Origin of the sequence: Haemophilus sp. oral taxon 851 str. F0397, from assembly GCF_000242295.1 — a bacterium.
Lineage (GTDB): Bacteria > Pseudomonadota > Gammaproteobacteria > Enterobacterales > Pasteurellaceae > Haemophilus.
Window position 1 is genome coordinate 134,021 of sequence record NZ_JH591080.1, and the last position, 23,048, is coordinate 157,068.

Below are 23,048 nucleotides of genomic sequence, written 5' to 3' on the forward strand. Positions count from 1 at the left end.
GCAAATATGAAAAAAATAGCATTTATCGGCGAGTGTATGATCGAACTGAATGGAAAGCCATTTAGCGAGATGTGGCAAAGCTATGGTGGTGACACATTAAATTCAGCTACTTATCTTAGCAGAATCAGTTCATCAAATGACATCCAAGTTCACTATGTTTCTGCATTGGGATCAGATACTTTAAGTGAACAAATGCGAATGCATTGGCAAGCGGATGGAGTGAATACGGACTGGGTGTTAAAAGATGAAAAGCACCAACCTGGTTTATATCTTATCCAGCTTGATGAACAAGGAGAACGTACGTTTCTTTATTGGCGTAATCAGTCTGCTGCGCATTATATGGTACAACATCCTGATTTTTCAAAGGTTCTATCAGATCTAGAGCAAGTGGATATGATTTATTTAAGCGGGATCTCACTTGCGATCTTACCTAAAAATGACCGTACTTTTCTTGTTGACCAACTGATCAAATTAGCTCAAAAAGGTGTGCAAGTCGCTTTTGATAGTAACTTCCGCCCTAAACTTTGGGATTCATTAAAAGATGCCCAAGATTGCTATATGCAATTGTTGCCTTATGTGAGTCTCGCACTTGTCACCTTTGATGATGAGCAATTATTGTGGAATGATGAAGATGAGAAAGATACTTTAACTCGTCTACATCAAATTGGTATACCAAAAGTGGTTGTAAAGTGCGGTCGAAATGGCGCGATTTTTTCAGATTCTCAAACTTTCCAATATGGACAAGTTGTACCTAAACCTATTTCGAATGTTGTGGATACTACATCTGCAGGCGATTCTTTTAATGCCGGCTTTTTAAATGGTTATTTACGAAATAAACCTTTAAAAATTTGTTGTCAACAAGGCAATTGTGTAGCAGGCATAGTGATTCAACATAAAGGCGCGATTATTGATAAACACGCCATTTCTCATCTTCAATCTGAATTTAATTAACGGAGTACAATATGAATATTGCAGCTAACCATCATTTAGAAAATAAATTGATTGTCATTACCGGTGCTGGCGGTGTGTTGTGCGCATTTTTAGCAAAAAAGTTGGCGCATACAAAAGCTAATCTCGCTTTATTAGATATTAATTTTGAAGCAGCCGATAAAGTGGCGCAAGAGATTAATCAAGCAGGTGGTCATGCAAAAGCTTATAAAACAAATGTGTTAGAGCTTGAAAATATTAAAGAAGTGAGAAATCAAATTGAAACCGATTTTGGCACTTGTGACATTTTAATTAATGGTGCAGGTGGGAATAATCCAAAAGCGACTACCGATAATGAATTTCATCAATTTGATTTGAATGAAACAACAAAAACGTTCTTTGATTTGGATAAATCAGGCATTAAATTTGTATTTAATCTTAACTACTTGGGGACGTTATTGCCAACTCAAGTTTTTGCAAAAGATATGATTGGTAAAAAAGGTGCAAATATCATCAATATTTCAAGTATGAATGCCTTTACACCGTTAACGAAAATACCTGCTTATTCCGGTGCAAAATCTGCGATCAGTAATTTCACACAATGGCTTGCTGTGTATTTTTCTAAAGTGGGTGTTCGTTGTAATGCCATAGCTCCGGGCTTTTTAGTCAGTAACCAAAATCGCGCTTTATTATTTGATGCAGAAGGTCATCCAACCGCTCGCGCAAATAAAATCCTCACTAACACGCCAATGGGGCGTTTTGGTGAACCAGAAGAATTACTTGGCGCATTATTATTCTTAATCGATGAAAATTATTCGAGTTTTGTCAATGGTGTGATTGTACCGGTTGATGGTGGATTCTCTGCTTATAGCGGTGTGTAGGAGGATAATATGAAACAATTTATGGATGAAGATTTTCTTCTTTCAACAAATACAGCAAAAACGCTTTACCATGACTATGCAAAACATCAGTCTATTTTTGATTACCACTGTCATTTAAGTCCAAAAGAAGTGGCTGAAAATCGCCAATTTAAAGATTTGGCTGAAATTTGGTTAGAAGGCGACCATTATAAATGGCGTGCTTTACGTACGGCGGGTGTGCCGGAAGAATTAATTACAGGCAAAGCGGATAATTACCAAAAATATTTAGCTTGGGCAAAAACTGTTCCGCTTTGTATTGGTAATCCAATTTATCACTGGACATATTTAGAATTACGTCGTCCTTTTGGAATTACTAATACATTATTTAATCCACAAAATGCAGATAAAATTTGGTATCAATGCAATGAAATGTTGCAGCAACCTGAATTTTCAGCTCGTGGAATTATGAAGAAAATGAATGTGAAATTGGTAGGAACAACAGATGATCCAATTGACTCATTGGAATATCATCAAACGATAAAAAATGATGATAGTTTTGATATTGAGGTTGTACCAAGTTGGCGACCGGATAAAGTGTTTAAAATTGAGTTGCCACCATTCAATGATTATATCGCCCAGCTTAGCCAAGTCGCTGATATTGAAATTTGTTCATTTGCTGATTTACAAAAAGCCTTAGTCAAACGCTTAAATCACTTTGATGAACATGGTTGTAAATCGGCTGATCATGGTATGGAAATTGTTCGTTTTGCTCCAATCCCAGACGAATCAGTATTAGATGATATTCTTCGAAAACGTTTGCAAAATCAACCTATATTAGAAGAAGAAATTGCGCAATTTAGCACAGCAATTCTGGTATGGCTTGCTTCGGAATATTGTAAACGCCAATGGGTGATGCAAATGCATATTGGTGCAATCCGAAACAATAATACTAGAATGTTTACATTGCTTGGTGCGGATAGTGGATTTGATTCTATGGGCGATCGTGCTTATGCAGAACAGCTTTCCCATTTATTGGATGCGATGGAGCGTCAAAATCAGTTACCAAAAACAATTTTGTACTGTTTGAATCCTCGTGATAACGAGATGATTGGCAGTATGATTGGTAATTTCCAAACCGGTGGCGTAGCTGGTAAAATTCAATTTGGATCAGGCTGGTGGTTTAATGACCAAAAAGATGGTATGGAGCGCCAGCTACAACAGCTTTCACAATTGGGTTTATTAAGCCAATTTATAGGTATGCTTACTGATTCACGTAGTTTCTTATCTTATACTCGTCATGAATATTTTCGTCGTATTTTGTGTGAAATGATTGGTGGATGGGTTGAAAAAGGTGAAGCGCCAAATGATATTTCATTATTGGGTAAAATGATTGAAGATATTTGTTTCAACAACGCAAAAAATTATTTTAAATAGGAAAAATTATGTCATACACAACTCAACAAATCATTGAAAAACTCCGCCAATTGAAAGTGGTGCCTGTAATTGCGTTGGATTATGCGGAAGATATTTTGCCGCTAGCAGATACGTTGGATAAAAATGGTTTGCCAGTGGCGGAAATTACATTTCGTTCTGAAGTAGCAGCAGATGCGATCCGTTTGTTGCGTGCAAATAGACCTGACTTTTTAATTGCTGCCGGTACAGTTTTAACAGCTGAACAAGTGATGCTAGCAAGAAATAGTGGGGCGGATTTTGTGGTAACACCAGGATTTAATCCAAAAATTGTGAAATTATGTCAAGATTTAAATTTTCCAATAACGCCAGGGGTGAATAATCCTATGGCCATTGAAACCGCATTAGAAATGGGAATTTCTGCGGTAAAATTCTTCCCTGCAGAAGCATCGGGTGGTGTGAAGATGATCAAAGCATTGTTAGGACCTTATGCTCAACTTCAAATTATGCCAACAGGGGGAATCGGTTTGCATAATATTAAAGATTACTTAGCTATTCCAAACATTGTGGCTTGCGGTGGCTCTTGGTTTGTGGAGAAAAAATTGATTAAAGCAAAAAATTGGGCGGAAATAGGGCGTTTAGTGAAAGAAGCTGTTGAGCTAACTCGATAACTTCTTATTTATGATGTAAAGAGCGGTCAGAAAACTATTGTTTTCTTGAGCGCTCTTTTGTTTCTAAGCCTTTTTCAAAAACTCAGATTTCAGCATAATTTTGCCGCAATCAACGTTATGATCGCCATTTACTAAGCGGATGTTTTTGAATTTTGTACCTTTTTTCAATATTTCTGATGAACCTTTTAATTTTAAATCTTTAATCAAAAGTACATCATCGCCATCTGCAAGCAAATTCCCATTGCTGTCTTTTACAATGAGTTGATCGTCATCTGATTCTTGAATTTCATTATTATCCCATTCATTACCGCAATCAGGGCAAACAAAATTAATTGAATCGTGGTAAACGTATTCACTTTGACATTTTGGGCAATTAGGCATTTGATCCATTGGGTTTTCCTTCTTGATTACATATAATAGGCGCGCGAGTATAGCAAAAAAGATGTCTTTCTCCAAAGCGTGAAAGTTTTTGATGAATTTTTGAGGAAAATGTATGAGAAAACAAATTCTTGCCTTAGTTTGTGGCGTGATATTTAGTAGTTCAACTTGGGCACACAATTTGCAATTAGAGCAATCTTTACCATCGGTCAAAGTGAGTGAGTATGGTGAAATTGTACTTTCTGGTAAAGATACTGCGTTTCAAGCTTGGAGTTCTGCGGGATTAGCGGGTAAAGTGCGCGTTGTCCATCATTTAGCGGGTAGAACTGCAGCAAAAGAGAAAAATCAGCCAATGATTGATGCGATAAAAGCATCTCATTTTAACCCTGCAAAATACCAAACAACGACCATTATTAATGCGGATGATGCGATTGTTGGTACAGGTATGTTTGTAAAAAATAGTGCACAAAAAGGAAAACAGGAAAATCCACATAGCCAGGTTGTATTAGATGATAAAAGTGCGGTGAAAAATACTTGGGAATTAAATCCTAAAGATAGCGCAATTATCGTGTTAGACAAAATGGGAAAAATCAAATTTGTGAAAGAAGGAAAATTGTCTGATAGTGATATTCAGGCTGTTATTTCACTCGTGAATGGATTGACCAAATAACGTAATACAAAGTAAAAATCCCTAAGCCTTTCGACTTAGGGATTTTTCAATTCTGATGGCGGAGGAATAGGGATTCGAACCCTAGGAGGGCGTAAACCCTCGCCGGTTTTCAAGACCGGTGCCTTCAACCACTCGACCATTCCTCCGTGATTGATGGACGTAGTATAATGAATATTTTATTGATGTAAACAGAAATCTAATGATTTAAGTTTAGGTGATGATAATTTATTCATTTTGATGAAATTAATTCTATTAATACCATTGACTTTTTTACCCCTAGCCCTTACTTTACAAGAGACTTTTTACTTATTATACAAGGAGCTTTTATGCAATCACGTCTTATTGTGGATGCACAGCAGGAATCGCTACTCAGCACACATAAAGTGTTGCGTAACACGTATTTTTTATTGGGATTAACCATGGCATTTTCAGCGGTTGTTGCGTTTATTTCAATGAGTCTAAACTTGCCATATCCAAATATTATTGTGTTATTAGTGGGTTTTTATGGCTTACTTTTCTTAACAAATAAATTAGCTGATCGTCCTGCTGGTATTTTGGCGGCCTTTGCTTTCACCGGATTTATGGGATACACCATCGGGCCAATTTTAAATATGTATGTGGCACGTGGAATGGAAGATCTGATTATGCTTGCATTTGCAGGAACTGCTATCGTATTTTTCGCGTGTTCCGCTTATGTATTGACTACGAAAAAAGATATGTCATTTTTATCAAGCGCAATGTTCGCATTATTTATTGTGCTATTGCTTGGTATGGCGGCAAGTTTCTTCTTCCAAATTCCTGCGTTATCAGTCGCAATTAGTGCATTATTTGTTGTGTTCTCTACAATGACTATTTTGTATGAAACCAGTAATATCATCTATGGTGGTGAAACGAATTACATTCGCGCAACCGTGAATATTTATGTTTCAATCTACAATTTATTCTTGAGTTTATTAAGATTACTTTCTATTTTCTCAAGCGATGAATAATGATTGAATTTTAACGTTGTGACCCCACTTTTCAGTGGGGTTATTTTTTGGAATAGGCAATGGAAAAACAAATTTTTGAACACGCAGTCAACGTTGAGGAAGAACAATATCAGCCTAAGCAAGAGTTTCATCATGTAGAAACAAAGCTGGATGAACCCTTGGAAGGGGAATTACTTGATGCTCAGCTTGAACAGGCATTGAAACCAAAATCAGGTTTTGGAAAAACTTTATTAAAATTTACCGCACTTTTATTTGGTGCAGCGACAGTTGCGCAATCCGTGCAGTGGATTTGGGATAGCTATCAACAACATCAATGGATTTATCTTGCTTTTGCTTTAGTCAGTTTAATTGTCATTTTATTGGGGATTAAAGAGATTATTGGTGAGTGGCGACGTTTAGTTTGTTTAAAAAAACGTGAGCAATTGCAACAACAAAGTCAGCAGATTTGGTTAGAAAGTGCGGTAAAAAATGGCGATGTTTTTTCTGTTCATAACGCAGAAAAAAGTAAAGTTCTTTGCTTAGATATTGCAAAATCGCTACGTTTGGAAAATGATTCTTCAGAGGTAATTCAATGGCAACACCAATTAAATGAAGCTTATTCAGCGCAAGAAATTACGCATTTATTCAGCCGTAATGTTTTGTCTTCTTTTGATTCACAAGCTAAAAAATTGATTAGTAAAATGGCCGCTGAATCAGCGGTGATTGTTGCGATTAGTCCACTTGCTGTGGTGGATATGTTTTTTATTGTGTGGAGAAATCTTCGATTAATGAATAAGATTGCTGAGATTTATGGAATTGAATTAGGGTATTTTTCACGTATTCGATTGTTAAGAATGGTATTGGTCAATATTGCTTTTGCTGGAGCAACCGAAGTGGCACAAGATATTGGAATGGATTGGCTTTCTCAAGATGTAACAGCAAAACTTTCTGCGCGCATAGCTCAAGGAATCGGCGTGGGATTGCTCACTGCTAGATTAGGCGTGAAAGCAATGGAGCTTTGTCGCCCATTAGCATTTCAATTAAATGAAAAACCAAAGCTCTCACATATTCAACAGGAATTACTTAGCTCGGTGAAAGATATTGTTCTCGGTAAAAATAAAATTTACAAAAAGGAGCAAGTCTGATGAAAATCGAGGTTGTTTATCAACATAGCGATTTTATTATTATCAACAAGCCGGAAGGTATTAGCGTTCATAAAGATCAAGCAGAACAAGGTTTAACAGAACTTGTTGCAAAACAACTGAATGTGCCTCAAGTCTGGTTAGTTCATCGCTTGGATAAAGTTACATCGGGTTTATTGATTTTGGCATTGAATACTGAAAGTGCGGCTGAATTTTCACGACTTTTTTCTGAACACAAAATTCATAAAACTTATTTGGCATTAAGTAACCAAAAGCCTAAAAAGAAACAAGGTTTGATTATCGGGGATATGAAGAAAGCTCGAGATGGCGCATGGAAACTTTGTCAAACAAAAGAAAACCCCGCAATTACGCGTTTTGAAAGTGTAAGCTGTGAGCCTAATTTACGTTTATTTATTTTAAAACCACAAACAGGGAAAACGCATCAATTACGTGTTGCGATGAAAAGTTTAGGTAGTCCGATTTTGGGTGATGGACTTTATGCTAAAAACACTGAAAAAATTGACCGCACTTATTTGCATGCTGCCCAATTGGAATTTGATTATTTGAATGATTTTATTTCGGTAACTTATTTACCCTCTCAAGGTCAATTTTGGATTAAATCCAGTGTGTTTGAGCAAATTAAGGCTTATCTGGCAAAGCCGTTTTTATCAAAATAGAAATCTCTGTATAATAAAGCCAATTTTACTCTTTAATAGGAACAAAAATGAAATTTATCTCTTTTAATATAAATGGTTTACGTGCTCGTCCACATCAACTTGAAGCTATTATTGAAAGATATCAGCCAGATGTAATCGGCTTGCAAGAAATTAAAGTCGCTGATGAGGCTTTTCCTTATGAAATTACAGAAAACTTAGGTTATCACGTATTTCATCACGGACAGAAAGGTCACTATGGCGTAGCATTATTGACTAAACAAGAACCTAAAGCGGTTCGTCGTGGTTTTCCAACAGACAATGAAGATGCGCAGAAACGCATTATTATGGCTGATCTTGAAACTAATTTTGGTTTGTTGACTGTCATTAATGGCTATTTTCCTCAGGGGGAGAGCCGTGCGCACGAGACTAAATTTCCAGCTAAAGAGAAGTTTTATGCGGATCTCCAACAGTATTTAGAAAAAGAACACGATAAATTGAATCCGATTTTAATTATGGGTGATATGAATATTAGTCCAAGTGATTTAGATATTGGTATCGGAGATGAAAATCGTAAACGTTGGTTACGCACAGGTAAATGTTCTTTCTTACCAGAAGAAAGAGAGTGGTATCAACGTTTGTACGATTACGGATTAGAAGATAGTTTCCGTAAGCTGAACCCGACAGCAAATGATAAATTCTCGTGGTTTGATTACCGTTCTAAAGGTTTTGATGATAATCGAGGTTTACGAATTGATCATATTTTAGTAAGTCAAAAATTGGCTGAACGCTGTGTCGATGTGGGCATTGCACTAGATATTCGAGCAATGGAAAAACCTTCTGATCACGCACCGATTTGGGCTGAATTTAAATAGGAAAGCGACATGGATATGGCTAATTGGCAGAATTATCGTTCTACCGTGAATGGTATGCCCGCCGTGTTTACCGCAAATATTGAAGATGTTGAAAAATATCACGGTAAAGATCTCGATAAAATAGTGCAATTCACTATCGCTTATAAGGCAGATGATGAAACCGGTTTGCCCTCAGAAGTCGAATACGATAAGTTAATTAATCGTGTATTTAAAATTCTGGCGCAATTAACCGCACTTCCGAATGTATTTTTTGCGGGACATTTTATTTGTAATTCCCAAGCCAAAATGCATTTTTACTGTGAGCATGAAAATCTTGTTGTAGAAACTTTACAACAAATTGATTTTGTTAAAGATATTAATGTGCAAAAGGATTTAAGTTGGGATACTTATTTTGACTTTTTGCTTGCTTCTCCATTAGAGATTAAATTAAATGCAACGGAAGAGTTGCTTGATTTGCTTAAAAATAAAGGCCGTGATTTAAGTGATACGTATCTAGTGGAGCATAGTTTTCATTTTGATGAAGAAGAGAAAATGTTCCCTTTCATGGATGAGCTTAGTTTAGGTGATTATTCTTTCACAACATTACAATATTCCGCACAAGCTATTCAATTTAATGAAGATGATGAACCTTATTTCTTAGTGAAATTAGAGCAAGAAATTTCATTAGATAATGGTGAAATTTTTGAACAAGTCGAACGGTTTGAAAAACTGGCTGGACAATTTGCGGGAGAGTATATCGGCTGGGAATGTGATTCTTTGATGGATGCTAATAAGCAGTTGAATTAGGTTTTTAGATACTCACAAGTCATAAAAAAAGAGAGATATTTATCTCTCTTTTTTAATGTAATTTAACTTTTCGGCGCATTTTACGCATTAATAAAAATACCCATGGCCATAATATTCCAGAGGCCAATGCCCCAAAGATTTCTTGCCAGTTAAAAAATGCGGTATGCAGGGAGAATTCGACTAAGAAAATAGCTAATCTGACAATAAACACAAACGAAATCACTAAAAGGCTTTGAAACCAAAGCGATAAATTTCTGAGTACGAGATAGTTTTTTGCCACAAAATAAATTGTCACAGAAAGGACTAGGGCATGAATACCTAATGTGGAACCTAGGATTAAATCCCATACAAGTCCTAATAAAAATGCCCATCCAATACTGACTTTATTTGGAATAGCCAGAACCCAGTAAAGTAAAACGAGAACTAACCAAGCCGGCTTAAATGCCTGAAAACCAAGTGGCCAGGGTGCGAGTTCTAGCACTAATGCCACGACAAAGAAGCTTAAAATTGTGAGCCATTGTAAAATAAAGCGAGTTTGCATTAGTCTTCTTCCCTATGTTCTTGTTGTTCTGACGGTACAGCTTCTTCATTTTGTGGTGCATCGGTTGGAATTTCAGGTTCAACCGTTGATTTATCCTTATTTTCTTGAAGATTATCGTCTGTTAATGGGGCTTTTTTTACTTTGTAATCAGCTTCATTTGCTTGGCTTTCTAAACGTTTTTGCACTAAATTACGCACTTCTTCTGGAGACATCGATTTTACTTTAGACATATCTAAATTGCTTGGCCAAAGTAGCAATACATAGCGTAAGCGTTCAAGGGCTGCGAGAGGTTTGGCTTTGACAGTTGCAAAGTAATTGGAACCATCGCGTGAAACGCTTTGTACAACTGCTACTGGATAGCCTTCAAGGAAACGGCCACCAAGACCAGACGTTACAAGTAAGTCACCTTTTTCAATATCTACAGAACGAGGTACATTATCAAGAGTTAGCTCATCGGTATGCCCTGTACCACTTGCAATGACGCGAACATCGTTACGTAGAACTTGTACTGGAATAGAATGAGTGACATCAGTTAAGAGTAGTACTCGGCTGGTGTTCTCACCCACAGAAATAATTTGACCAATGACGCCTTTTTCATCAATTACAGGTTGGCCTACATACGCACCGTCTTTTTCGCCTTGGTTAATAACAATTTGTTGACGATAAATATCAGTTTCTGCAGTTAAAATTTCCGCAATCTTTTTGTATTCATCGGTGCGTAAAGGGGAGTTTAACAATAAACGTAAACGCTGATTCTCGACTTTGAGTTGATCTAGTAAGAGTAAATCTGCATTTTTTTCACGTAATTGTTCGCGTAATACTTTATTTTCGATTTGTAATTTACTGGTATCTACTAAATTATCTGATACCCCATCTAATACGGTACGAGGGCTATTGGCAAGATAATAGAGACCACCCACTGCAGTTTCCATGGCACTGCGCGCTTTAGTCATTGAATTAGTTTGACCATCAGCTAAGATTAAAGAAAGGGAAGCTGCTATAGCTAATAATAATCGAATGCCAAGCGGGGGGGCTTTACCGAAAATAGGCTTCATTAAGCGTCCTACGTTGAGATAAAAAGATTAAAAGGAAAAGTGCGGTCATTTTAACCGCACTTTTTATTTTTGTTCTAAATTAAATTTCGTCACTAAAAATGTCGCCACCGTGCATATCGATCATTTCTAATGCTTCACCACCACCGCGAGCAACACAGGTTAATGGATCTTCAGCAATGATGACTGGCACTCCCGATTCTTTGGAAAGGAGAATATCAATATTGCGTAGTAGTGCACCACCACCAGTTAATACCATACCACGCTCAAAAATGTCTGCTGCATGTTCTGGCTGACATTCCTCAAGTGCGGTTCGAACGGCTGCAACAATACCATTTAAGGGCTGTTGAATAGCTTCTAACACATCACGTGAGGTTAAGGTGAATGAACGAGGAGCACCTTCAGCAAGGTTATGACCATGCACTTCCATTTCTTTAATTTCATCACCTTCTTGAATGTAGGCTGTACCGATTTCTTGTTTAATGCGTTCAGCAGTAGGTTCACCGATAACAGAACCAAAAGTGCGGCGAACATAAGAAATGATCGCTTCATCAAAACGGTCACCACCGATACGAACTGAAGAAGAATATACGATACCGTTTAAGGAAATAACAGCGACTTCAGTCGTACCACCGCCGATGTCAATTACCATGGAACCAACCGCAGTAGAAACGGGTAATTTAGCGCCGATTGCGGCTGCCATTGGCTCTTCAATTAAATATACTTCACGTGCACCAGCACCGATTGCGGATTCTTTAATTGCACGACGTTCTACTTGTGTTGCACCAGCAGGCACACAGACAAGTACACGAGGGCTTGGACGCATAAAATTACCGCTGTGAACTTGTTTGATAAAGTATTGCAACATTTTTTCTGTAACAAAGAAGTCTGCGATTACACCATCTTTCATTGGGCGAATAGCAGCGATGCTTTTTGGTGTACGTCCAAGCATTAATTTCGCTTCTTTACCTACAGCCGCAATGCTTTTTAGTGAACCAACGCGATCTTGTCGAATGGCAACAACCGAAGGTTCATCTAAGACAATACCCTGACCTTTCACATAAATTAACGTGTTTGCAGTACCTAAGTCGATAGAAAGATCGTTTGAGAAAAGTCCACGAATTTTTTTAAATAACATAATTATCCTATTTCTAAAATCAGAGTTAATTTTGCTTGGCTGAAAAAAGTGAAATTATCTCATTGCCAAGCACGCAAAAAATTGTGCTAAATGTACCAAAAAATGCGTTGAAATTACAGTTGTTTTTCGTGTTTTTTACATTAGTTGCCACTGACCTTTATCTTGCAAAATCAGTTGTTGTTGATGTAATGCTTTTAGCGTTGAACGGTGGCCAACACTGATTAGCGTGGTTTTTGGTAGCTCTTGTTTTAATAGTTGATACATCGCAAATTCTAAACCTTCGTCCATACTTGCTGTGGCTTCATCTAAGAAGGCTACGGCAGGCTTGTGTAGAATCAAACGCGCAAACGCTAAACGCTGTTGCTCACCAAGAGAAAGAATACGCGTCCAGTCTTGTTCTTTTTCTAATTGTTCAGCCAAATGCCCCAGTTGCACTTTGTTTAATATTTCTACCGCTTGCGTATGTGAAATATTGTCTGGCTTATTGGGATAAGTTAATGCTGAAATCAAATTTCCTTGTGGCAAATAGGGTTTTTGCGATAAGAAAAGTTGACTGTTTATTGGACAAATTACTTCACCTTCTGCGTAGCTCCAGAGCCCAGCGATTGTTCGTAAAAGTGTCGTTTTCCCTGCACCAGATTTTCCTTGAATGAGTAAACTACTTCCTTGCGGTAGCATAATGTTGAGATTTTTTACCAGTGTGTGACCTAATGGATTTTTAATACTTAAATTTTTGAAAATTACATCTGTTGGATGATTATATATTTGTGTTTGTGATTCATTATTTACATTTTCAATGGCATAGCTAAAGCCAGTTAAACGATCGAGAGTTGCTTTATACCCCGCAAAACTATCATAAGTATTACGGAAAAATGAAAGATTGCTGTGCAATTTTCCAAATACTTGTAAAGTTTGCATTAAATCACCGAGTTTTATTTGTTTTTCAAAGTAACGCCCAACTTGAATTAACAATGGAAAAACAACAGAAACTTGACTTATAACTAAGTTAAATCCTGAAAATTTTAGCGTTCTAAATACTATGACCCACATGTTATGGATGACAGCATTGAATTGTTGGTAAAGCTGATTTTTTTCTACCTTTTCACCTGCGTAAAAAGCAATACTTTCGGCATATTCTTTTATGCGAATTAAAGAATAACGGTAGTTTGCGTTTAAGCGCTCATTAATAAAATTCAACGATATTAATGGGCGACCGAGCCAAAATGCTATGAGGGTGGTGAAAATGACATAGCCAAATACTAAGAACACCATCATATGTGGAATTTCCACGCCAAGTACCATCATTGGACCTGCTAATCCCCATAACAAAATCGTGTAAGAGATCATTGAGGTGACCGCATCAATGACTCCGGTGCTTAAAGAAAGCGTGGTTTTTACATAAGATTGGACATCTTGTTGAATACGTTGATCGGGGTTATCTAGGTTTTCTGATAAATACTGTGTTTTGTAATAGGCTCGATGTGCCATCCATTTATCAACAAGTTGTTCGTTAAGCCACTCAATCCAGTTGATGACGAAACGTTGCTCTAAATAATAGCTTACTAATGCTGCTGAAACAGAACTTGCGGCAATGGCGCAGAACAAGCCCATTTGTTGCCAAAATATATGTTCATTAAATTCTTGCAATGATGTGTACATATTTTTGTACCACTCAGAATGTACAAGGCTGATACGTACGCTGAGTAATGTCATCGCAACAATAAGCAGAAAGAATAGGATAGGTTTTATGCTGCGTTTAGGTGAAAGATAGCCACCTGCAAACATCCAAAATTGTTTTCCCCATTGGGTAAAACGCACCAAAAGAAAAATGCCAAAACTAAAGACGACTGAGGTGATAGCTAGCGTTTGTAAAATCCAAATAAGAGAAGTAATGGCTTCTTGGCCGTAATCCATAAATATTCCATCCGAGATAAAAGTGCGGTGAAAAATAACCACACTTTTTATAAAAGGGTCAAAAATTTTCGGTATTGTAGAGTCTATGCTCAATTTCGCAAGAAAAAATGTGACGAACGTAGCATTTTTTGAGTTTGGTTAAGGTTTTCAAAAAACAACTTGGATATAATCCGAAGGAGTTAAATTTCATTTTTAAGGGGTCAATATGAGTGATATTGCAATCACGATTAGTCTTCTTGCCCTCGTTGCCGTAATCGGTTTATGGATCGGGCATTGGAAGATCCGTGGGGTTGGGCTTGGCATCGGTGGAGTGCTGTTTGGTGGTATCATTGTGGCTCATTTCACCAATCAATATGGTTTGCAATTAGATGCACGTACGTTGCATTTTGTGCAGGAATTTGGCTTGATTCTGTTTGTTTATACGATTGGGATCCAAGTTGGGCCTGGTTTTTTTGCATCTTTACGAAAATCAGGTTTAAAACTCAATGCTTTTGCCATTTTAATCGTTGTACTCGGTTCTGTTGCAGCGGTGATCGTGCATAAGGTTGCGGATGTTCCGTTAGATATTGCACTTGGTATTTACGCAGGGGCAGTAACTAACACGCCAGCCCTTGGTGCAGGTCAGCAAATTTTGACTGAACTTGGCGTGCAACAAACTACAGTGACAATGGGAATGTCTTATGCGATGGCTTATCCATTCGGGATTTGTGGTATTTTGCTTGCAATGTGGTTAATACGCTTATTTTTTAAAGTCAAAGTGGACGATGAAGCCGCTCGTTTTAATGCAGAGAGCGGTCAAGAAAAAGAAAGTTTGCATAGCATTTCTGTGAAAGTGACCAACCAAAATTTAGATGGTTTAATGCTGATTGAAGTGCCTGGATTTAGTGATGAGGAAGTGGTTTGCTCTCGCCTAAAACGCGAGGACATGGAAATTGTTCCAAAGGCTAGCACAGAAATTCGTACCAATGATATTTTGCAATTAGTCGGCGATGATGCCGCTCTATCCAAAATGCGCTTGATTATTGGTCATGAGGTAGATGCGCCAACATCCTCTTATAGTGGAGAGATTCGTGCCGAACGAGTAGTGGTTACTAATGAAAAAGTCTTAGGTAAAAAGATCCGCACTTTGGGTATTCATCAAAAATATGGTGTGGTGATCTCTCGCTTGAATCGTGCCGGTATTGAATTAGTGCCAACAGCGAATACAACTTTACAATTTGGTGATGTACTTCATATGGTAGGGCATACCGATGTGCTAAACAAAGCTATTTCCGTAATTGGTAATGCACAACAAAAATTACTTCAAGTGCAAATGTTACCTGTGTTTTTCGGTATTGGTTTAGGGGTACTCGTTGGTTCGATTCCATTCTATATTCCCGGTTTCCCTGTCGCGTTAAAATTAGGACTTGCTGGTGGGCCATTGGTGGTTGCGTTGATTTTAGCGAGAATTGGTACGATTGGTAAACTTTACTGGTTTATGCCACCTAGTGCTAACTTGGCATTGCGTGAAATAGGGATTGTCCTTTTCTTAGCAGTGGTAGGTTTAAAATCAGGTGGAAGTTTCTTTGATACCTTGTTGAATGGCTCTGGTCTTGAATGGATGGGATACGGTATTTTTATCACCTTTATTCCATTAATGATTACCGGTGTTTTGGCTCGTCTATATGGCAAACTGAATTACCTTACAATCTGTGGTTTACTTGCGGGTTCAATGACAGATCCTCCGGCTTTAGCATTTGCTAATGAAATTAAAGAAGATAACGGTGCGGCAGCACTTTCTTATGCCACTGTGTATCCATTGGTGATGTTCTTGCGGATAATGTCTCCACAATTATTAGCAGTGTTATTGTGGGCTGCATAGCTAAAATAAGTTCAATTTATACAAACAAAAGCGCGGTTAATTTCGCGCTTATTTTTTGCGTGGATTTTGCGCGAGAGGGTATTCAATGATAGAATCTCGCACTTTTATTGCGAAGCGAGAACAAAATGGCATTAGTTGAATTTTTGATGGAAACCTTAGATGGGTTAAAGGGAACAGATATTGTACATTTTGATGTACGTGGAAAATCATCGATTACCGATAATATGATTATTTGCACGGGTACATCGAGCCACCAAGTTTCTGCAATGGCAGATAATTTAATTACAGAATGTAAAAAAGCAGGTTTTGAAACTTTTGGTGAAGAAGGTAAAAATACTGCAGATTGGATTGTGGTGGATCTTGGTCAAGCAATCGTACATATCATGCAACGTGACGCGCGTGAAATGTATCAATTAGAGAAACTTTGGGCGTAAATTTTATTAAAGTGCGGTGAAAAATAACCACACTTTTTAGATAAGGATGACTTGTGAAAATCACGTTAATTGCTGTAGGAACAAAAATGCCTTCTTGGGTTACAACGGGTTTTGAGGAATATCAACGCCGTTTTCCAAAAGATATGCCTTTTGAACTGATTGAAATCCCAGCAGGTAAGCGTGGAAAAAATGCTGATATTAAACGTATTTTAGAACAAGAAGGTAAGGCGATGTTAGCTGCCTGTGGAAAAGGCAAAGTTGTGACGTTAGATATTCCAGGTAAACCTTGGACCACTCCACAGTTAGCCGAGCAATTAGAAGCCTGGAAAAACGATGGCCGTGATATATGTTTATTGATAGGGGGGGCTGAGGGTCTTTCACCTGAATGTAAAGCGGCCGCAGAGCAAAGCTGGTCGCTTTCACCATTGACATTACCTCATCCACTTGTTCGTGTTGTGGTGGCTGAAAGTTTGTATCGTGCGTGGTCGCTCACTACTAATCATCCTTATCATCGAGAATAGTAAATCCTCATTTTTAGTCAGATGAATTTAAAAAGATTCTTCAATACGCCAACTCATGAGCCGTTCCGCGATAAAAAAGCGGAGCGTAACCTTTTTGCACGCCGAACTTTAGTGGCTTTTTTGGGGATTTTGCTACTAACAGGGGTGTTATTCACTAATATTTATCAGCTACAGATTGTTAATTTCGATACTTACCAAACGCGTTCTAATGGTAACCGAATTAAATTATTACCTTTACCTCCAACGCGTGGCTTAATCTATGATCGTTACGGTAAATTATTAGCCGAAAATCTTACTTTTTTTGGTTTATATATTGTGCCAGAAAAAACTGAAAATTTAGACCGCACTTTAGATGAATTACGCTACATTGTGGGATTGACGGATAATGATATTGAAAATTTTAAAAAGGAACGTCGCCGCGGAACTCGTTACACGCCTATTTTATTGAAACCCAATTTAACAGAAGAACAAATCGCACGTTTTGCAGTGAGTGGCTATCAATATCCAAGTTTAGATGTACGTCCTTATTTCAAACGCTATTACTTATATGGCGAGATTATGACGCATATTTTAGGTTATGTGGGCAAAATCAACGATAAAGACGTTGAACGTTTGAAAAAAGATGAAAAATTTGCCAATTATTCTGGTAGCAGTGATATGGGGAAATTGGGGATTGAACGCTATTATGAAGATGAGTTGCATGGCACCACAGGTTTTGAAGAAGTAGAAATCAACAACCGCGGTAAAGTTATTCGTAAGTTACGTGAACAACCTTCAGTTGCAGGAAAAAGTATTTATCTTACTATCGATTTAGAATTGCAGCGTTATATCACTGATCTTTTGGCTGGGCAAAAAGGTGCGATTGTTGTATTGGATCCCAAAGATAGTGGTGTGCTGGCTATGGTGTCCACGCCAAGTTATGACAATAATTTGTTTGTTGATGGTATTTCCTCAGAAGATTATAAGCGTCTATTAAATGATCCCGCTCGTCCGCTTTATAGTCGTGCGACCCAAGGTGTATATCCTCCAGCTTCTACGGTGAAACCTTTTATTGCAGTGGCTGCACAAACTGAGAATGTGATTAGCCAAAATACGACGATTTTTGACCCTGGCTATTGGGTATTGCCCAATACGACTAAGCGATTCCGAGATTGGAAAAAGAGCGGTCATGGTTATACAGATTTAAATAAAGCAATTACAGAATCATCCGATACTTATTTTTACCAAGTTGCTCATAGTATGGGAATTGATCGTCTTTCTGATTGGATGAAACGCTTTGGCTTTGGTATGCCAACTGGGATTGAAATTCAAGAAGAAACGGCAGCCAATATGCCAACGCGCGAATGGAAACAAAAACGCTATAAACGCCCTTGGGTACAAGGTGATACTATTTCTGTGGGAATTGGCCAAGGGTATTGGACTGCAACTCCGTTACAAGTGGCAAAAGCAACGGCTGTATTGGTGAACAATGGAAAGGTGAATACCCCACATTTGATGAAAGCAATCGAAGTATCTACTCTAAAACCTTACGAAGATCCTTTGCTTTATCCTGATATTACAGAGGCTAAACAAAGCTATTGGGATGCCGCAAAACGTGGAATGTATAATGTTGTCAATTCAGCTTTAGGGACGGGGAGAAAGGCTTTTGCTGGAGCAAACTATCGTGTGGCAGGAAAATCTGGTACTGCTCAAGTGTTTAGTTTAAAAGAAAATGAAAAATACAATGCGGCGGGATTGAAAAAAGAACTACATGATCACGCATGGTTTACCGCATATGCGCCTTATGAAAATCCTAGATTGGTTGTGACAGTTATTTTAGAGAATGCGGGTGGTGGTTCAAGTAATGCCGCACCGTTAGCGCGTAAAGTGATGGATTACTATTTAAATCAGCGTTTACCACAAGTTGAAAAATATAATGCACCTATTCAGCAAAAAGAAGATTTACCACAAGAGAGCGAGCAAATAAATGGAAGATAAAATCCCTTTCTGGTTGCGCGCATGGCAACGTTTGCATATTGATTTTTGGCTTTTTATTGGCTTAGTTGCAATAACAGCCTATGGCATGCTTGTGCTTTATAGTGCCACTGGTGCGAGTGAAACCATGTTTAATAACCGGATTATTCAGGTTTTTCTTGGATTTACTGTTATGCTCGTCATGGCGCAATTCCCACCTAAATTTTATCAACGCATTGCGCCTTATCTTTATCTGATAGGCTTTATCATGTTGATTTTAGTGGATGCAATTGGAACAACGAGTAAAGGTGCACAGCGTTGGCTTGATCTTGGATTTATTCGTTTTCAACCCTCTGAAATTGTAAAGCTTGCGGTGCCATTAATGGTCGCTGTGTATTTAGGTAATCGTCCACTTCCACCTAAATTAAGTGAAACATTTATTGCGATTGCAATGATTATGATTCCGACTTTACTTGTGGCTATACAACCAGATTTAGGCACATCAATTTTGGTAAGTGCGTCAGGTTTATTTGTAGTATTTTTAGCTGGAATGAGTTGGTGGTTGATTTTAGCTGCAGTGATTGGCTTAGCTGGATTTATTCCGATCATGTGGCTATATCTAATGCACGATTATCAACGTACTCGCGTTCTCACATTATTGGACCCAGAAAAAGATCCTCTCGGTGCTGGCTATCATATTTTACAATCAAAGATTGCGATTGGCTCTGGTGGCCTTTGGGGAAAAGGCTGGATGCAGGGTACGCAATCCCAGCTTGAATTCTTACCTGAGCCTCATACAGATTTTATTTTTGCTGTAATGAGTGAAGAACATGGAATGGTTGGTTTTCTTATTTTGATCTCCATTTATCTGTTCATTATTGTACGTGGTTTGATAATTGCCGTGAACGCTCAAACTTCTTTTGGGCGGATTCTTGCTGGTGCAACGACGTTAATTTTCTTTGTTTATGTGTTTGTTAACATAGGCATGGTAAGTGGTATTTTGCCTGTAGTGGGAGTGCCATTACCTTTATTCAGCTATGGTGGTACGTCTTATGTTGCTATTATGGCTGCTTTTGGCTTGGTGATGTCAGTTCATACACATCAAGTAAAATTTATGAAAGGGAACTAATTTCATTTTTGCTTTTCTTAAAAGAGTAAATAAATGAAAATAGTCAACGCTTATGAAATTAAAAACATTATTAAATCTGACCGCACTTGCTTTGTTTGCTATAATTACTAGCTTTTCAGCATATGCGGACACTCACAAAATGTATGGTATCCAAGGGGATAAACTTTCAATTGTAACCAAAGTACCTGCCCCTAGTACTTATTCCGTGAAAGGGCAAACTTACACGACCAAAACTGAAGATGATGCTAAATCCTATACGAAAGAAGGGATGGCTAGTTACTATCATCTCAAATTTGATGGGCGTAGAACTGCAAGTGGTGATGTTTATAATTCAACACAATTTACTGCGGCGCATAAAACATTGCCAATAAATTCTTATGCTTTGGTGACTAATTTACATAACAACCGTAAAGTTATCGTACGTATTAATGATCGTGGGCCTTTTAGTGATAAACGTTTAATTGACCTTTCTCATGCGGCGGCGAAAGAAATTGGATTAATTTCTCGCGGTATGGGGCATGTTAGAATTGAGGCGTTGCATGTTGCTAAAAATGGGAATTTATCGGGTGCAGCGACAAGAACGCTGGCTAAGCATGCAAAAACTCAAGAAGCTGCTGATCGTTTAGTAAAATCTAATGAATCTTCTAATAAGTCGTTTAAGATAGTAAATGCAAAAAAAGGAAATGAAGTTTATCGCTTGAAAATGCTTGAGGTTACTTCTCGTAGTCAAGCTGATAAGTTAATTACGCAACTTGCATTAGATAATATTCAAGCCGAAGTAAATCGCTCAGGCAATAAATACGAAATTCACATTGGGCCTTTTGATAACGAAACGCAAATGTCACAAGTGAGAGCTAAATTACAAAAAATGGCAGTAAACAAGCCACTAATTGTTTACACATATAAAAATTAATTGTAGGAACACACTATGTTGAAAAGAACAACAAAAATCGCATTTTTATCAAGTTTTGTGGCACTGAGTGCTTTTTCGGTATCTGCAGAGGATATGCAGTTTGGCGTAACTCCGCCTCAAATTACTGCTCAAACGTATGTATTGATGGATTACAATTCAGGCGCAATTTTGGCCGCACTTAATCCTGATGAGCGTCAATATCCTGCATCATTAACAAAAATGATGACAAGTTATGTGGTAGGGAGCGCTTTAAAACAGGGCAAAATTCACAATACCGATATGGTAACCATTGGTGAGAGTGCATGGGGGCGTAATTTCCCAGACTCATCAAAAATGTTTTTAGATTTAAATACACAAGTATCTGTAGCAGATTTGAATCGTGGTGTGATTGTTGTTTCTGGTAATGATGCGACAGTGGCATTAGCTGAACACATTTCTGGCAATGTACCGAACTTTGTAGAAACCATGAATAAATATGTTCAACAATTTGGTTTGAAAAATACAAATTTCACCACGCCACATGGTTTAGATGATCCTAATCAATATTCTTCTGCTCGTGATATGGCGCTTATTGGAGCACATATTATTCGTGATTTACCTGAAGAATATAAAATTTACTCAGAAAAAGATTTTACATTTAATAAAATTAAACAGCCTAACCGTAATGGTTTATTATGGGATAAAACCATTAATGTTGATGGAATGAAAACCGGGCATACTAGCCAGGCAGGATATAACTTAGTTGCTTCAGCGACTGCACCAAACAATATGCGTTTAATTTCTGTAGTAATGGGTGTGCCAACTTACAAAGGTCGTGAAGTAGAAAGTAAAAAACTTTTACAATGGGGTTTTGCTAATTTCGAAACCTTTAAAACTTTAGAGGCAGGCAAAGAAGTTTCAGAACAACCTGTTTATTATGGTAATAAAGGTAGTGTGAAATTAGGAACGTTACAAGATAGCTTTATCACAGTTCCGAAAGGCAAACAAAATGAGCTTAAAGCTCGATATGAGTTAGAAAGTAAAAACTTACAAGCGCCTTTAGCAAAAGGTCAAGTCGTTGGTAAAGTCATTTATCAATTAGAAGGTAAAGATATTGCAGCGGTAAACTTACAAGTGATGGATGAAGTGGGCGAAGCTAGTATTTTCGGAAAAGCTTGGGATTGGCTCGTGCTCACTGTAAAAGGCTTATTTGCATAAAATATGCCAGAAACTTACCGCACTTTTTTCATTTTTAACTGAGGCATTCGTAATGTGTGGGTGGTGTACCATTCACACATCATTTTTATTATTGGGAAATAATATGACAACAGAAAACGATTACGCAAAACTTAAAGAATTAATGGAATTTCCAGCAAAAATGACATTTAAAGTTGCTGGAATTAATCGCGAGGGGTTAGCGCAAGATCTAATTCAGGTCGTCCAAAAATATGTTAAAGGCGATTATATTCCTAAGGAAAAACGGAGTAGTAAAGGTACCTATAATTCGGTTTCAATCGACATTATTGCTGAAAACTTTGAGCAGGTAGAAACACTTTATAAAGAACTTGCTAAAGTTGAAGGCGTAAAAATGGTTATCTAGCATGAATAATTCCCTTATTGTTCGTCAGTTAGGGTTGCAAGATTATCAAGAAATTTGGCATAAAATGCAGAATTTCACAGATAGTCGCACAGCGGAAACGCAAGACGAAATTTGGTTGGTGCAACATCCTCCTGTATTTACCCAAGGGCAAGCAGGTAAACCAGAGCATCTTTTACAACGTAGTGAAATACCTGTGGTGCAGTCGGATCGTGGCGGGCAAATAACCTATCATGCACCCGGTCAGCAAGTGATGTATGTACTCATTGATATTAAGCGTCATGAGAATTTAAATGTGCGTCAATTAGTGACCGCACTTGAGCAAACGGTGGTAAAAACCTTATCTGAATATGGTATTGAAAGTTATCCAAAACCTGATGCCCCAGGCGTGTATGTGGATGGGAAAAAGATTTGTTCTCTTGGACTGCGTATTCGTCGTGGTTGCTCCTTTCACGGGTTAGCATTGAATATCAATATGGATCTGAACCCATTTCATTATATTAATCCATGCGGCTATGCCGGTCTTGAAATGTGTCAATTAGCGGATTTTGTTAATCAAGATGAAGCTAATTGCGATAAGGTTTCACCAAAATTAATTAAACACTTTGCCGAGCTTTTAGGCTATAATGTAACAAATTTGTAATATTTAATGATCAAAAATGCCCTGTTTGGGCAT

Annotated in this window: 24 protein-coding genes and 1 tRNA gene; 19 read left to right on the forward strand and 6 right to left on the reverse strand. The window is 37.8% G+C overall.

The features are described 5' to 3' along the window. Positions 1-6 precede the first annotated feature (6 nt). The 4 genes from HMPREF9096_RS02780 to HMPREF9096_RS02765 are packed head-to-tail and all read left to right on the forward strand — an operon-like array spanning position 7 to position 3,868. Positions 7-951 (forward strand): sugar kinase, encoded by a 945-nt coding sequence (locus HMPREF9096_RS02780; RefSeq protein ID WP_032803521.1) that lies wholly within the window; start codon positions 7-9, stop codon positions 949-951. Positions 952-962: 11 nt separating this feature from the next. Then, complete coding sequence (locus HMPREF9096_RS02775; RefSeq protein WP_009766787.1) at positions 963-1,808, forward strand: SDR family oxidoreductase; 846 nt, start codon at positions 963-965, stop codon at positions 1,806-1,808. 9 nt (positions 1,809-1,817) lie between these two features. Continuing rightward, entirely contained in the window at positions 1,818-3,221 is a 1,404-nt protein-coding gene (gene uxaC / locus HMPREF9096_RS02770; protein WP_009766788.1) for a glucuronate isomerase, read from the forward strand. Between the two features lie 8 nt (positions 3,222-3,229). Next, on the forward strand, positions 3,230-3,868 hold the full coding sequence (locus HMPREF9096_RS02765) for a bifunctional 4-hydroxy-2-oxoglutarate aldolase/2-dehydro-3-deoxy-phosphogluconate aldolase (protein WP_009766789.1): 639 nt from the start codon (positions 3,230-3,232) through the stop codon (positions 3,866-3,868). 63 nt (positions 3,869-3,931) lie between these two features. Here the strand turns inward: HMPREF9096_RS02765 and HMPREF9096_RS02760 are convergent, their stop codons facing one another. Then, on the reverse strand, positions 3,932-4,258 hold the full coding sequence (locus tag HMPREF9096_RS02760; RefSeq protein WP_032803523.1) for a zinc ribbon domain-containing protein YjdM: 327 nt from the start codon (positions 4,256-4,258) through the stop codon (positions 3,932-3,934). A 103-nt stretch (positions 4,259-4,361) separates the two neighbouring features. On the opposite strand from HMPREF9096_RS02760, the gene HMPREF9096_RS02755 reads away from it, so the two are divergent. Continuing rightward, entirely contained in the window at positions 4,362-4,916 is a 555-nt protein-coding gene (locus HMPREF9096_RS02755; protein ID WP_009766791.1) for a YtfJ family protein, read from the forward strand. A 56-nt stretch (positions 4,917-4,972) separates the two neighbouring features. Here HMPREF9096_RS02755 and HMPREF9096_RS02750 read toward each other — a convergent pair. After that, a tRNA-Ser gene (locus tag HMPREF9096_RS02750) sits at positions 4,973-5,062 on the reverse strand. A gap of 180 nt (positions 5,063-5,242) precedes the next feature. Here HMPREF9096_RS02750 and HMPREF9096_RS02745 point away from each other — a divergent pair. Genes HMPREF9096_RS02745 through HMPREF9096_RS02725 form a run of 5 tightly spaced genes read left to right on the forward strand, consistent with a single transcriptional unit; the run spans position 5,243 to position 9,340 of the window. After that, a complete protein-coding gene (locus HMPREF9096_RS02745; RefSeq protein WP_009766792.1) occupies positions 5,243-5,905 on the forward strand; it encodes a Bax inhibitor-1 family protein in 663 nt (220 codons plus the stop codon). 59 nt (positions 5,906-5,964) lie between these two features. Beyond that, positions 5,965-7,029, forward strand: coding sequence for a YcjF family protein (locus HMPREF9096_RS02740; RefSeq protein ID WP_009766793.1), 1,065 nt, complete (start codon positions 5,965-5,967; stop codon positions 7,027-7,029). Beyond that, entirely contained in the window at positions 7,029-7,703 is a 675-nt protein-coding gene (locus tag HMPREF9096_RS02735) for a TIGR01621 family pseudouridine synthase (RefSeq protein WP_009766794.1), read from the forward strand. The genes HMPREF9096_RS02740 and HMPREF9096_RS02735 overlap by 1 nt, the downstream gene beginning before the upstream one ends. A gap of 47 nt (positions 7,704-7,750) precedes the next feature. Next, complete coding sequence (gene xthA, locus HMPREF9096_RS02730; protein WP_009766795.1) at positions 7,751-8,554, forward strand: exodeoxyribonuclease III; 804 nt, start codon at positions 7,751-7,753, stop codon at positions 8,552-8,554. A gap of 9 nt (positions 8,555-8,563) precedes the next feature. Further along, positions 8,564-9,340 carry a TIGR01619 family protein gene (locus HMPREF9096_RS02725; RefSeq protein WP_009766796.1) on the forward strand — a complete coding sequence of 259 codons (777 nt, stop codon included), beginning with the start codon at positions 8,564-8,566 and terminating at the stop codon, positions 9,338-9,340. A gap of 52 nt (positions 9,341-9,392) precedes the next feature. Here HMPREF9096_RS02725 and mreD read toward each other — a convergent pair whose 3' ends face one another. The 4 genes from mreD to HMPREF9096_RS02705 form a co-directional block, all read right to left on the reverse strand. Beyond that, a complete protein-coding gene (mreD, locus tag HMPREF9096_RS02720; protein WP_009766797.1) occupies positions 9,393-9,881 on the reverse strand; it encodes a rod shape-determining protein MreD in 489 nt (162 codons plus the stop codon). Continuing rightward, positions 9,881-10,936, reverse strand: coding sequence for a rod shape-determining protein MreC (gene mreC / locus HMPREF9096_RS02715; protein WP_005639551.1), 1,056 nt, complete (start codon positions 10,934-10,936; stop codon positions 9,881-9,883). The genes mreD and mreC overlap by 1 nt, the downstream gene beginning before the upstream one ends. 79 nt (positions 10,937-11,015) lie before the next feature. After that, complete coding sequence (locus HMPREF9096_RS02710) at positions 11,016-12,071, reverse strand: rod shape-determining protein (protein WP_005637582.1); 1,056 nt, start codon at positions 12,069-12,071, stop codon at positions 11,016-11,018. 135 nt (positions 12,072-12,206) lie between these two features. Continuing rightward, on the reverse strand, positions 12,207-13,985 hold the full coding sequence (locus tag HMPREF9096_RS02705) for an ABC transporter ATP-binding protein/permease (protein ID WP_009766798.1): 1,779 nt from the start codon (positions 13,983-13,985) through the stop codon (positions 12,207-12,209). 205 nt (positions 13,986-14,190) lie between these two features. On the opposite strand from HMPREF9096_RS02705, the gene HMPREF9096_RS02700 reads away from it, so the two are divergent. The 9 genes from HMPREF9096_RS02700 to lipB all read left to right on the forward strand — a co-directional run bounded on the left by HMPREF9096_RS02700 (position 14,191) and on the right by lipB (position 23,015). Beyond that, the gene (locus HMPREF9096_RS02700; protein WP_009766799.1) at positions 14,191-15,846 is read left to right on the forward strand and encodes a putative transporter; all 1,656 of its coding nucleotides are present in this window, start codon (positions 14,191-14,193) and stop codon (positions 15,844-15,846) included. A gap of 125 nt (positions 15,847-15,971) precedes the next feature. Further along, positions 15,972-16,280: a ribosome silencing factor gene (gene rsfS / locus HMPREF9096_RS02695; RefSeq protein WP_009766800.1), complete on the forward strand. Its 309-nt coding sequence runs from the start codon at positions 15,972-15,974 to the stop codon at positions 16,278-16,280. A 53-nt stretch (positions 16,281-16,333) separates the two neighbouring features. Further along, the gene (gene rlmH, locus HMPREF9096_RS02690) at positions 16,334-16,801 is read left to right on the forward strand and encodes a 23S rRNA (pseudouridine(1915)-N(3))-methyltransferase RlmH (protein WP_009766801.1); all 468 of its coding nucleotides are present in this window, start codon (positions 16,334-16,336) and stop codon (positions 16,799-16,801) included. Positions 16,802-16,822: 21 nt separating this feature from the next. Next, positions 16,823-18,778: a penicillin-binding protein 2 gene (gene mrdA, locus HMPREF9096_RS02685; protein ID WP_009766802.1), complete on the forward strand. Its 1,956-nt coding sequence runs from the start codon at positions 16,823-16,825 to the stop codon at positions 18,776-18,778. Next, positions 18,768-19,883, forward strand: coding sequence for a rod shape-determining protein RodA (gene rodA, locus HMPREF9096_RS02680; RefSeq protein WP_009766803.1), 1,116 nt, complete (start codon positions 18,768-18,770; stop codon positions 19,881-19,883). Before mrdA ends, rodA begins: the two co-directional genes overlap by 11 nt. 52 nt (positions 19,884-19,935) lie before the next feature. Further along, a complete protein-coding gene (locus tag HMPREF9096_RS02675; protein ID WP_009766804.1) occupies positions 19,936-20,796 on the forward strand; it encodes a septal ring lytic transglycosylase RlpA family protein in 861 nt (286 codons plus the stop codon). A gap of 15 nt (positions 20,797-20,811) precedes the next feature. Next, on the forward strand, positions 20,812-21,993 hold the full coding sequence (locus tag HMPREF9096_RS02670; RefSeq protein ID WP_009766805.1) for a D-alanyl-D-alanine carboxypeptidase family protein: 1,182 nt from the start codon (positions 20,812-20,814) through the stop codon (positions 21,991-21,993). Positions 21,994-22,096: 103 nt separating this feature from the next. Continuing rightward, on the forward strand, positions 22,097-22,375 hold the full coding sequence (gene ybeD / locus HMPREF9096_RS02665; protein WP_005646399.1) for a DUF493 family protein YbeD: 279 nt from the start codon (positions 22,097-22,099) through the stop codon (positions 22,373-22,375). Between the two features lies 1 nt (position 22,376). Further along, on the forward strand, positions 22,377-23,015 hold the full coding sequence (gene lipB / locus HMPREF9096_RS02660) for a lipoyl(octanoyl) transferase LipB (protein ID WP_009766806.1): 639 nt from the start codon (positions 22,377-22,379) through the stop codon (positions 23,013-23,015). Positions 23,016-23,048: the final 33 nt, after the last annotated feature.